Origin of the sequence: Stenotrophomonas sp. SBJS02, from assembly GCF_020428325.2 — a bacterium.
Lineage (GTDB): Bacteria > Pseudomonadota > Gammaproteobacteria > Xanthomonadales > Xanthomonadaceae > Stenotrophomonas > Stenotrophomonas africana.
Genome location: NZ_CP109812.1, coordinates 2,412,727 through 2,424,501 on the forward strand (window position 1 = coordinate 2,412,727; position 11,775 = coordinate 2,424,501).

Sequence of the window (11,775 nt, forward strand, 5' to 3'; positions counted from 1 at the left end):
ATAGGAGTTTAAGTCCATGCAACACCAAACTATCCATCCCTCGGTCGATTCCGGCGTCGTTGCCGGAACCGCCGGCTTCAAGGGCGGCACGCTGAAGTGCCTGTGCTCTGACAAGCCGGTTGAGATCTCCGTCGCAAGCAATGTGGCCCACAACCACGCCTGTGGTTGCACCAAGTGCTGGAAGCCGGAAGGCGCCATCTTCTCCGTGGTCGGTGTCGTTCCCCGCGATACCGTTTCGATCACGGCGAACGCCGACAAGCTGGCGATTGTCGATCCGGCTGCGACCATCCAGCGCCACGCGTGCAAGGACTGCGGTGTCCACATGTTTGGCCGCATCGAGAACAAGTCCCATGCCTTCTACGGCCTGGACTTCATTCACGTTGAACTGTCCGAACAGAAGGGCTGGGAAGAACCGCGCTTCGCCGCATTCGTGTCTTCGATCATCGAAGGCGGCGGCGCAAGGCCGGAACAGATGGACGGCGTCCGTAGCCGCCTGAAGGCTCTGTCCCTGGAGCCGTACGACGTGTTGAACCCGCCGCTCATGGATGCGCTGTCCGCGCATGCTGCACGACTCAGCGGCGTTCTCTCCTAAGTAGTGTAAATGCCGCCCCTTGCATGCAAGGGGCGGTACTTCCTGACAGTACGCCACCGGCGTATACATTTTCGCTCAGAGCCTGGAGTCTTCGACCATGTCCTTGCTTCCCCCCAACGCAATGCACGAGCGGACTCTGCAGGGCGTACAGAGCACCGGCAACGCACGGGCAATTACGAAGGCCGCGACTCTCACTGCGGTCATGATGTCCGTCGAAATTGCTGGAGGATGGGCCTTCAACTCGATGGCTCTTCTCGCAGATGGCTGGCACATGAGCTCTCACGTGCTGGTACTCCTGTTCGCACTTTCTATCGCTTGGTACGCTGAGCGGAATCAGAGCCGCCCAGAGCGCGCGGCTCGGGTGCTAGCGGTTGAGCTCATCGCGGCGAGCGTAAGCGCGATGATCATGCTTTGGATTGCCGCTTCGATGGCCTATGAATCGACGGAGCGTCTCCATGCGCCAGAGGCTGTTCAGTACTCAGAAGCGCTTGCCATCGCCGTTGCGGGTTTGATTACAAATATATTCTCAGCGCGGTGGCTACATTCTGCCTACCATCGCGAAGGTGCTGCGGTTGATCACTGCCACGTTCCGCATGAGCGCCATGCTGACGAGAAGGGGCCCGGTGCGCGCAGGAGTCCCAATCTTCGTGCGGCCTATCTTCACGTCGCTACGGACACCGCTGTAACGGCACTCGCAATTACTGCACTTGTCGTGGGGATGATCTGGGACGTGACATGGCTGGACTCAGTCACAGGCCTCATCGGCGCGTCGGTTGTCGCAGTCTGGGCCATTAGATTGCTTCGTAGCTCCATTTCGGCGTGGACAGGTCGGCGTAAGTAGCTAGTGCGGTGGTGCCTCCGTGCTCAGCACGGAGGCTAGCCCTGCGATTGGGAGCCTTCCACAAAACTCGCTGCGACCGGAGTCATTCCTGGACGCATCTGGCGAGCCCGCCGAGCGCCTATGCCCCACCTCACATGATGCGGAGTTGCTGGCGGGGTGGCCATTCTCTCAGTCAGAGATCAACAAACTGACTGTGATTCTGAAACGTCCATCTTGAGCGGCTGACGTTGCTTCGCAGCGAGGTGACGTGCCCTTCAGTCTAGGTCAGCACCTGGGGCGCCGGCTGTTGCTGCACTTAGAGAGGGCCTGGACGATCTCTTGCTCAGGCGAACGTCTTGGCGAGCCCAAGAGCGCTAGATACTGCTGCAGGGATGCGCCGCCTTTGAAAGCAATTGGCGTGCGGCCGGCTGATGGCCTGGTGTATGGCTCAAACCCCTTCCTCCGGGTCTACTGCGACAGCGCATTAGATCTTCAATTGAACCTCACATTGAGTCAAATGGCAGCAAGCCCATGAAAAGACTGGCGCTTAGTCGGTTGTCTGTGATGGCGGCACTCGTGTTCCTGGCCGCTGCCCGAGCCCCGGTGGCCCAGGCGGCCGAACAATGTGGCCCGGACGCGATGCGCGACCACCCGCCGCAGATCAGCTTCCGCGTCGACAACGACCTGTTCGGTGGCCGCCACCAAGACCAGGGCTATACCAACGGCGCGCAGCTGACCCTGGTCTCGCCGAACCTGGTCGACTACACCGCCGACCCGTGCCTGCCGCGCATGGCGCGCTGGGTGAACCAGTACCTGGAAGGCCTGCACCCCGGCAGGTTCGAGCAGCAGAACATGATCTTCAGCATCGGCCAGGCCATCTTCACCCCCACCGACCCGACCCGCCGCGACCTGATCGAGGATGACCGGCCGTATGCCGGCGTGCTGCTGGCCAGCTTCGGCTTCAACGCACGCAGCGGCGACCGCCTGCAGACCACCCAGCTGGCCGTGGGCGTGGTCGGGCCCTGGGCCCAAGGCAGGCAGGTGCAGAACGCCGTGCACGACGCGCTGGGGGACGAGAAGTTCAAGGGTTGGGACAACCAGCTGCACAACGAGCCGATATTCATGCTGACCCACGAGCGCATGCGCCGCTGGCCGGCCGATGCCAGTGTCAATGCCGGCGGCTGGGGCTGGGATGCGATCAGTCACTATGGCGGTGCGATCGGCAACCTGGAAACCAAGGCCAACGCCGGTGGCGAAGTGCGCTTCGGCTGGAAGCTGCCCGACGACTTCGGCAGCACGCCGCTGCGCCCGGCCGGCGAGAACACCGCGCCGACCCGTGGTGGCCGCCCCAGCGGCTGGTCCTGGCACCTGTTTGCGACCACCGACGCGGCATGGGTAATCCGCGACATCACTCTGGACGGCAATACCTTTCGCAACAGCCACAGCGTGGACAAGCGCCACGTGGTCGCCCAAGGCGGCTACGGCATCGCGGTGATGCGCGGTCGCTGGAAATTCGCAATGGCGCGTTACCACAGCACCCGGGAGTTCTATGGCCAGCGCCAGTCGCCGGTGTTCGGAAGCTTCACTATTAGCCGCTCGCTATAGTAGATGGCGACGATCGCGGGTGTTCGACCATGCTATGTCCTTGAGTGCAGTACCTCGCAGAGCGACTACAGAAGTAACGCGGGAGTGCATGATGGAGAGTACTGAATGATGCTAATCACCAAGCTCGTCGTAGTCATCGTCGCGCTTGCCGCTGGGATCAAGGTGATTGATTGCTGTGTCGTGTGGGCAGCGCGACGAAGGCTGGAGAAACTTCAGAAGCTAAAGGCGCCGGCCCCATCGAGATCTCCTTTACCCGATGCCCTGGTGGTCTACTACTCTCGCTCTGGGCACACCGCCTTAGCCTCTAGTTATCTGGCGAACCAGTTACACGCCGATCTGCGTGCTGTCGAAGCATTTGACTACTCATTGGGCTTGGCCGGGTGGGTGAATGCTATGGCTGATGGGGGTCTTGATGACGCGTGGATAAATCCCGCGTGGATGGATCTAGCTCCCTATGACGCTATCTATTTGGGAACACCCATCTGGCGTGGTTGCCCAGCGCCGCCGGCTTGGGAGTTTGTTAGGAGCAACATGTTCCCTGGGAAAAAGGTCGTACTAGTCACTACATCCAGAGGATCATGGAAGCAGTCAGCTATTGAGCTCCTTGGGCGAGAGATAGTTCGACGAGGTGCGCGATCATTCGAGCATCGGCCTTTGGCGCGCAAGCGTGCCTGGTTCAGAAGATCGGACCCAGATGATCTCAGAATTACGGATCTGCTGTGACCGACCTACCATGAATGCCCCCGGCCAATGCTGCGTTTAGTCGGCACCCCTCGCCTTAGCTAGCGCTATGCCAATCGCCGCGTCGACCCTTGCTGCACGCTCGTCAACGGCCTAGGGCCGTCCCGATAGTTTCGTGAGGTGGTTTCATTCGCGATTGTCGAGCCGTCCGTTAGACAACGCATGCTGGAGAGCAATCGCAACCTGCGTCGCGGCGTAGACCCAATCGTTGTCTTCTTCGTACGGATCCACTTCCGAATCTTCTTTGCCACCATGGAAGAGGTTGTTGCGGACTTGCCGCATGGCTTCCACCAGCGCGACCGCATCCGATTCGGCATCCAATGGGCAGGGGCAAAAGCGGGCCACCAAGTTCCCGTTCTCTTCAATAATCATCTGCTTCATGGGGCGCTCATCGCGTTGACAGAGAAGGCGCGTGCGCGCCGACTCAGGAACCTCTGACGCGAAATCGTCGCCCAACTTTCGGACGCGCTCTTGCACCTTGCGCCAAGCCACGTCGGACGTCGGTTGCCCCGTCCGGTCTTTCCGGAAGAAGTCCCCGTGCCGTCGGAGCTGGAATTCCAGTTTGCTCACGGTCTTGAGAAGGTCGTAGGCGAGATTGGCGCTTACCGGCATTTCAGCATTCTATGTGAGTAGTGTGAGGTCCGAATCGCAAACTGCCACAGCGAAGGCACAAGGACCACCAAGAAATGGCGCTACTTGAGAGCCGCCTAACACGCGGGAGGATGTCATCCTGTAGGCCGGGCGTCGCACCTCATCTATATTCTTGACCTATAACCGCTTCGGGCTGGCAACGCAGGCCGGCTGTGGCTTGGGACAACTTTGCCTAGACACCGCTAAGAATACTTGGATGGGGTTCGCGTGAAGGCCGCGCTTACGATTCGCCTCTCAGTAGTCGTCCATTGATTGCAGGTGAGTGCTGCGCTTCGACTTGGTGGCTGTCGAGTCTAGGTCGGGTTCATCTCCGTTCACCGTTACCCACTCGATGAGAGGCCCCAGGTCGGATTGGCGGCGGGCTTCCGCATACAGCTTGCTATAGGCGGCCATGGCGTATATCGGCGACAGCATGAGCTCCGCTGCCAAGGCGAAGACATCGGACTCGGGTGGCAGCGACACAGTGGTGAAGGCGTCGCTGTCGGCATCGGTGTGGCGCTCAGCCAGCGCATCCAGAAGACGCCGACGGAGTGCTTGCTGGAAGGGGCTATGGGTGGGATTAGGACACCTCAGGCCGTCTTCGACCGGAACCCAGGTGTCCAGTGACCAGGCGGGGGCGAGCACTTGCGGGGTTGCCGCGTCGTCAATCCCCTGTGCATTACCCTTCAGAGTGCCCATAGCCTGGTCAGAGAGCCGATTTCGCAACAACCAGCGGTCATCAACCGAACGCTGCCAGAGAGTCCATAGACTCCCACCGGACCGCCATTGGCCGATCTCCTCGAACAGTTCGGAGGCCAGTCCGCCTCGCGCCTCCAGCTTTGAGGCAAGGCTCCATGAGGCCGCCAGCGCGGGTGGGTTACGGAGCGGATGGGCCACGTTCGATAGGCCTAGCCATTGCGCGAGCACCGCAAAATCGGATAGACCCTCCCTGATTTCCTTAGGAACGGCTGCAACGCATTGTCCAACGGTATCGATGTGCTGCCCGCCCCGCTGGAAGGCAGCGAGGGCCGCGTACAAGGCCCACATCGGGCTGGCCATTGCTTGCTCGGTTGATGGCACCGCCACCTCCCGGCCGACTGTAAGCTGCGCTCGCGCCGCCTCCGTCGCAAGCCCGATCGGATCGAACAGCAGTGACGCACTTCCCATCCGGATCAGATGGATGGAGGCAGTCGCCAAGTCGAGCATTCGTGCGCCCTGAGTGTCCACCATCGGAGGGGTTGGCGGAGCTGAGGTACAGTCAAGGTAGATCTCGGTACGCCACCCCTTAATCACCGGGACGACCAGTCCGTCTTCATTCGACTCGCCCCAAGGGCTGGCCGTTCGCAGTGCGAGGCTGCCAGCTGTTGCTGCTAATTTGAGGTAGGCGTAGCCGAGCCTGTCGTCCGTACCACTGTGGATGAGGCGCTCCTCCAAGGTTGCCCCTACAAGGGAACTGAGGTGCCACTGCCGCCACGGTGGCGCGGGGTTTAGAGAGCCGTCGGGACTGAAACTGGAGTCGCGCGCGAAGACAAAGACCTCACCGATTTCGCTGAGATCGCGGCTTGGCTCCGTCGGAATCATCGAGTATTCAGCGGCATGAAGGGACTGATATTGGTGCGTGGTTGACGTGCCGATGACGGGCGCAGCCGCGGAAAATTCGGGCCCGGGCAACCGCTGGTCGAGGGGCGCATCCGCAACAACGAACAGCGATTGCGCCGATTCGGCCCCGACGTGCACCAGGGCTTTGTAGAGTCCCGGAGCTAAGGACAGCGAGACCACTCCCGTACCGATGCTGACACGAGCGTAGCTAGCATCGAGCACCGTGATCTGCGCGTTGGGATTGTCCGTCCTCAACACCACCGGCTGCGCTGCAACCTGGTCGGTTCGCAAAGCGGGCATGTCGATAGGTGCAGCAACGGGAGGGGTGTTGCCTGCAGCTGGCAGCACCGGGTAGGGAACCTCGAAGGCGAGGTCGGGTAGATTCCCTGGTGTAACGACGAGATGCAGACCCGGGGTCAGCTCCACGATGGGATGCTCGAGCTGGCGAAGCTGGCTACTGCGTAGCTGCCCATTTGGCGCCATGTCGGTGGGCGGCGCGGGTGGGTAAGGAGAGATGTCAGGATCCGGTTGCCGGTCGATGGCCGCGGATCTAGCAATGATGCGGCTCAGGTCGACGGCAACCCGGCGTGGGAGCGCGGAAGCTGGCGCCGACGCCGGGCGCTGATATATTCGAATCCGCTTCGTTGCGGGAGTCAGCGGTGGCGTGTATCCGGTTTCCTGTTCGTAGCGATCGGCCCATAGCACTTGGAAGTAGTCCGCGACGGCGCGATCCGTCACCCATCCGTCGGCGTCAGGCGGTGCGCTGCGCAGCGCGTCCAGTAGGACGCTAGTGAACAGGCCGCGAGACTGCCCGGCCGGGCCAATGTTGCGCTCAAAGGACTGACGTCCCCGCGGCGCTCCATACGCCTGGAACAATCGGACGTGTGCCGTTCGTTGCCGGTCCGGCGGGGTCCAAGTCGGCTCGAGCACCTGGCTCGCCTTGAGTACGTCCTGGCAGCAGTCCGTTACCAGGATGATTTCATCAAAGAAACCCGCGTTGGCGATTTTCGACGCATAACGTAGGACGGCGATATGCGCCGTATCGCCGTTTTGCGCGACGGCCGAGAATAGTGCCGGGTCGTGGATCGTCGAACCTGCTGTGAACCCGTGTCCGGCGAAGAACAGATACAAGCGCTGTCCAATGCGGTCATGCCATCCGTTCGGGGTGCGCAGCCATAGATTAAGCGCCTTCTTGAGCTCCTTCTCGGTCGGGTTTGCGTCGTCCGGGGTCGCTGCCACGCCATAATCCTGCGACCGTATGACTTGGATACGTCGGGTGTCCAGGTCGCCGTACTCCGGATCGAGGAGCCATTGCCGGAACTCTTCGCCATCGTTCTCAGGTCCATGGAGGTCACTCAGGCCGGGATAACGGTTAATTGTCAGCACGATCGCGTAGTGATCATCTCGCGGCATGTCCACATCTCTCCCTGTTGCGTACACAAGGGCACCTTTGGCGTGCTCTCGAAGATGTCACCATCCGCCGAGGAGGCTCTCAACGCTGAGCAGCGTATCTTCGTCGTCGTCGAAAGCTCCGTGATCAATGCTTGTGCTGTTCAAGCCTGCTGTCTGTCCTTGGGACTTGGACCAGATCGTACGGTTCGGTGCAGCTCCGAGCCACGCGCGGACTGCACCTATTTCGGGAAACTTGCTATCTGAGTAGATGTGGTGCCAAGCGAAGAAGCGTTCCATGCCTAGCAGCGGCATGTCCGGTTCGTCGACGAGCGTTCCGTCGGAATTTGGGCGCGATTCGAGGACACCCGACACCAGATAGAGGAGGGAGCTGGGATAGATGAAGCGCTTCCAGTCCTGCCCATTGGGAAATTTAGAGTCGTCTCCGACGACCTGATCGTCCCGTTCGAATTCATCGCGCATGCCAAACAAGCGGAAGTGACGGATGCGATCGCCATGTTGGGTGATCGTGGCGGCAAAGCGCTCGTAGGTGATGGCGGGCGCCAGGAACACGACGTCGAATGCAATCTCGGCCGGCAGAAGCTCTGATGCCTTGTCAAGCCAATTGGCGATGTAGACGGCGCCAGTGCTGTGGCCGACTAGAGTGATCCTCGATAGCAGCCCTTCAGAGGCATGGGCGGCACGCAGCCGCTCCAGCAGCGCAGTTCCGGCATACAGGTCGGAGCCGTCGCCGAACGCATCGAGTGAGTCCTGCTTCATGCGGTTCCACTGGAGTGCCTTGCCCCATTCATTGAGTCCACTGCCACCAAAATGAACACCACGCAACACTTCCTCTACGACCGTTGCATACAGGCCGTGATCGCGTTGATCCGCGTACCGACGCAGAACACCCTGCAGGATGCGCTTCACCAGAAGGGCAACTTTGAACCAGACGATCAACCCGCGGCCTCCCTCGACCCCGGCGACCTGCGTTGATACCGCCTGCGAGAACGGGGTATCTCGAACGCTCGCTCCTCCCCCGATGAATGCATCGCGTGCTTCGTCTAACGCGGTTGGCAGGGTTTGCATGGCGACCACAAACTCGCTGTCGGTTTGCAAGTCGGCTTCGATCTCGGCGTCGTCGATCAGCGCACTCGCCGCACGCGCACCTGAGGGCCCTACTACAGGTTTGAAATCACGGTAGGGCACGTGATTGCGACTGGGATCGCTCCAATATGTATCAACTGCCTGGCGGACCTTCTCTGCATCGACGTTGCCCGGCGTGATGGTCCGGGCGCCGTTGCTACCTCCCAAGCGGCGGAGCGCGTACTCTAGCGCCTTGCGCACCAGATTCTTGAATACCGGCTCATCCGGCAGCTCGCGCAGGTTGTTGCGGATCGTTTCAACGAAACCCGACTCCCACACGGAAAAAACCGGATAGGCCGATTGAGAAAAGCGCCCCTCAAGTCGCTGGGCAATACCGATACCCGCGGCCTTGTCGACCAGGCCCCCGTGAAAGTAAAGCAGCAAATGACCACGCCCGTCCTTACGAAGCGCCGTGACGATAGCGTCGATATCCTCTGGCTTCGTATCGGTTCCGGCACCGATACAGCCGTTGCGACTGTGGATTTGATGCAGACTGCCCATACCTAGCCCCCTGTGACCAGAATGATCCCAACCCAGAGTGCCATGAGTTTATGAAGTGGGCAATCAGTAATCGTCTAGGTCGGGATTGGTCACCTCAATGCCGAGTAAGCGAAGGGCTAGAGTTGAATGCCCCGGACCATGCCGCAGCTGGGGCGGTAGTTTGCATTTGGCGCTCGATCGATAGGGACACGAGGGCACGGCTCATCGACCGGATCATTGAGGTACAGACGGAGAATTGGCTTTGAATGCCAATGGCGTCCATCTGATACGGTTGCTATGTAGGGTAGCTACCCAGGCAGGGGTAGCGCGGTATCCGTGCCGGGCCTCAAGTTTGGCTACGATCATGCCATCCGCTAATTCAGCTCGCCAAATAGCCACGGTTGGATCGCGGTTGGATCGTCGACGCAGAGGTGAAATTCGTTCGGCGGCTCCTTCTCTGCATCGGTGGCGCAGCGCAGCTCATGTAGTCGGTATTGGAGTAGTGCTGCACGGGTTCTTAACCTGTAGGCTGCCTTACCTCCGAAATACTCGATACGCACCATATCCTTCTGATCTGGTGTCAGATGCGGATGGGGGACGATCGACAGCTCTACCTGTGTCTGCCAGGCGGCGTCCTGGCTAGGCTCGGCCCGCTCTGGCCGAGGATCAGCCAGCTGTTTCAAGCCGCTCAGCCGATTTATAGACAGGTCCAGGAAGCGTCCGGCTTCCGCCTCGTCCTCGGCGATGACAAATGCGCGAACATGCCAGCGCCTGCCTGCCTGCACCAGCGCATGAGGGAACAGTCGTTTGGTGCGAGGTGCTGGGTTGCGCATGGACCGGTGCTCGCCAACGAGCCCCTTGCCCTCTCTGCAGGCACGATTAAGCAGTGCGAAGTGGCGTCGTTCAACGCCGCCGAGGATAAGCTGGGAGCTCTCGATAAAGCCTGTAGCTTCCTGGGGGCGCTCAAACGCAAGGTACTCTTCGATCAGCCCTTCGGTTAGGAGGGGTCTGAAGCCAGACATCGCCACGTATCCGCGCACATGGCTTCGGTACTCAAGGCCGCCTCCATTGAGTTCAGCATATTGGGTTAGCAATCGACTTACCGTGGTGATATGCAGATCAAACACTTGGCGTACTCGCTCATTGGTGACTTGCCCCTCCCAGAGGAGCAGCGTTTCGATGGCTCGAAGTGTTTCCGGACTTTTGTTTGGATTGGGGCGGGGGCGGGGCATGGGGCTGGGCCGGGGTCAGATGACACGCAGCTTAGCATTGATGCTAAGTTAGCGTTTATGATATGTTAGCGTTTATGCTAATGTGAAGTAGACAGCCCAACTTCTGTGGAGTTGCACAGTGTCCAGCTCTCTGTTTGAGGTACTGCCATCGCAACTCTTTCGCCCATTGGCCTCGGCAAATCGGGAGAACTACTGGCGGCTGCTCTTGGGTCTGTACGAAGAATTCTTCGGGCCAGAGGCTGAGGTTCCCCCGGCGACCGGCTGGGAACGGCGGCAGTTGACGCAGTTCATCGAGAACTACCTCGAACACGATGACGCTTGGCAGGCAGAAGAGGGGGTAGGCCAGCTCACTCCGCTCAACATTCGCGCCAACATGTACTTGAGCCATCTCACGGAGAATGGCTGGTTCGAAGAAGAGCAGGTGGGACTCACGCGCACTCTGTCCATGACTGCTGTGGTAAGCCGTTTCCTTGCCACCTTGCAGGTCTTCACAGAAGACACGCCGGCGATGGTCGGCGCGAAGATGCGTTCCATTGAAGACACATTACGTCGGGTGCTTGATCCTGCAAGCAATGTCTACGGCGACGACTTCGTAAACGCCGGCGACAGCGCCCATGCGCTTCTGTCCGGGATTGCCGCCATGAGTCTGAACGTGCGTACCCTTCAGCGCGAGATATTCAAGTCCGCGACCCCCGGGGCGGCTATCCGTCGGTTGTTTGAAGACTACATTTCCAAGCACGTCATGGCTGACTATGCGGACTTGGCTGGCGCCGATCACCCCCTCGCACGAAAGGCGCAGGTGTTGAGCCTAACTCAGGAAATCCATTACGGGGATCATCGGGAACGGATCATCGTGTGGTTGGCCGAGCGACGCTACAAAGGTGATAAAGGCACGGCTGAGGCTGTCTATGAGAAGGCGATCAGGCGATTGAGCAATGTCTATCGTCTGCAAGACTACTTCGATCGCTTGGGCCAGGATCAGCGCCATATCGAGCGTCGCATGCTGGCCATGATCGAGTACCAGCTTCGCGCGCCGGGCCAGCTCGAGAGACGGATCAAAAAGGCTATCGCCGGAGTCAATGCTGCGGAGAACTTCGACGCCTCCATGCCCGTTGGGCCCGGAGCATTGCTTTCCGGTGAACTCCTGTTTCAACCACGCATCGCCCGTCCGCCCATTCCCAGGACCGCCGATTCTCCCCGGCAGATGACAGCCGAGCAGGAGGCGCGGATGAACCTGCACAGGCGTGCGCGTGATGCGCGTACCGCCATGCCAACAGAGGTGAGGGTGTACTTGCAGGGTGTCATGGGAGGAGGCAGGCAGATCCGGGCGTCTCAGCTTCCCATCACCGGTATCAAGCAATTTCGAATGGTGCAGACGCTGTCCACCTACGCACAGGAGGCAATGACAGGCCTCGGAAAGAAGCACCATGAAGGAATTTCAAAGCGACTACCTGGATATCGCTTCCAAAGCGCCGGTGATGAACGAATTGCCGGGCCGTATTTGGACATGCCGGACTTCTACATCACCAAGGTGAAATGAC

Annotated in this window: 8 protein-coding genes; 4 read left to right on the plus strand and 4 right to left on the minus strand. The window is 60.0% G+C overall.

Annotation, left to right across the window (positions count from 1 at the left end; genetic code table 11):
- Positions 1–16: 16 nt before the first annotated feature.
- The 3 genes from gfa to FQS62_RS11325 all read left to right on the plus strand — a co-directional run bounded on the left by gfa (position 17) and on the right by FQS62_RS11325 (position 3,017).
- On the plus strand, positions 17–592 hold the full coding sequence (gene gfa, locus FQS62_RS11315) for an S-(hydroxymethyl)glutathione synthase (RefSeq protein WP_005413334.1): 576 nt from the start codon (positions 17–19) through the stop codon (positions 590–592).
- 97 nt (positions 593–689) lie between these two features.
- Positions 690–1,433 (plus strand): cation diffusion facilitator family transporter, encoded by a 744-nt coding sequence (locus tag FQS62_RS11320; RefSeq protein WP_099596065.1) that lies wholly within the window; start codon positions 690–692, stop codon positions 1,431–1,433.
- A gap of 543 nt (positions 1,434–1,976) precedes the next feature.
- Positions 1,977–3,017 (plus strand): lipid A deacylase LpxR family protein, encoded by a 1,041-nt coding sequence (locus FQS62_RS11325; protein ID WP_180855135.1) that lies wholly within the window; start codon positions 1,977–1,979, stop codon positions 3,015–3,017.
- An 867-nt stretch (positions 3,018–3,884) separates the two neighbouring features.
- On the opposite strand, the gene FQS62_RS11330 is transcribed toward FQS62_RS11325, so the two are convergent.
- The 4 genes from FQS62_RS11330 to FQS62_RS11345 form a co-directional block, all read right to left on the minus strand.
- Positions 3,885–4,370 (minus strand): hypothetical protein, encoded by a 486-nt coding sequence (locus FQS62_RS11330; protein WP_180855133.1) that lies wholly within the window; start codon positions 4,368–4,370, stop codon positions 3,885–3,887.
- Positions 4,371–4,643: 273 nt separating this feature from the next.
- Positions 4,644–7,400 (minus strand): caspase family protein, encoded by a 2,757-nt coding sequence (locus FQS62_RS11335; protein WP_180855132.1) that lies wholly within the window; start codon positions 7,398–7,400, stop codon positions 4,644–4,646.
- 57 nt (positions 7,401–7,457) lie between these two features.
- Complete coding sequence (locus tag FQS62_RS11340) at positions 7,458–9,023, minus strand: hypothetical protein (protein ID WP_180855130.1); 1,566 nt, start codon at positions 9,021–9,023, stop codon at positions 7,458–7,460.
- 353 nt (positions 9,024–9,376) lie between these two features.
- Positions 9,377–10,234 (minus strand): BrxR family helix-turn-helix transcriptional regulator, encoded by an 858-nt coding sequence (locus FQS62_RS11345; RefSeq protein WP_146027645.1) that lies wholly within the window; start codon positions 10,232–10,234, stop codon positions 9,377–9,379.
- A gap of 118 nt (positions 10,235–10,352) precedes the next feature.
- Between FQS62_RS11345 and FQS62_RS11350 the strand changes: the two genes are divergently transcribed.
- On the plus strand, positions 10,353–11,774 hold the full coding sequence (locus FQS62_RS11350) for a Wadjet anti-phage system protein JetA family protein (protein WP_049400904.1): 1,422 nt from the start codon (positions 10,353–10,355) through the stop codon (positions 11,772–11,774).
- The last annotated feature ends 1 nt before the right edge of the window (position 11,775 follow it).

Bases quoted from the DNA above. Each gene is read 5' to 3' on its own strand.
- FQS62_RS11345 (WP_146027645.1), bottom strand. From the start codon at position 10,234: ATGCCCCGCCCCCGCCCCAATCCAAACAAAAGTCCGGAAACACTTCGA.
- FQS62_RS11340 (WP_180855130.1), bottom strand. From the start codon at position 9,023: ATGGGCAGTCTGCATCAAATCCACAGTCGCAACGGCTGTATCGGTGCC.
- FQS62_RS11335 (WP_180855132.1), bottom strand. From the start codon at position 7,400: ATGCCGCGAGATGATCACTACGCGATCGTGCTGACAATTAACCGTTAT.
- FQS62_RS11325 (WP_180855135.1), top strand. From the start codon at position 1,977: ATGGCGGCACTCGTGTTCCTGGCCGCTGCCCGAGCCCCGGTGGCCCAG.
- gfa (WP_005413334.1), top strand. From the start codon at position 17: ATGCAACACCAAACTATCCATCCCTCGGTCGATTCCGGCGTCGTTGCC.
- FQS62_RS11330 (WP_180855133.1), bottom strand. From the start codon at position 4,370: ATGCCGGTAAGCGCCAATCTCGCCTACGACCTTCTCAAGACCGTGAGC.
- FQS62_RS11320 (WP_099596065.1), top strand. From the start codon at position 690: ATGTCCTTGCTTCCCCCCAACGCAATGCACGAGCGGACTCTGCAGGGC.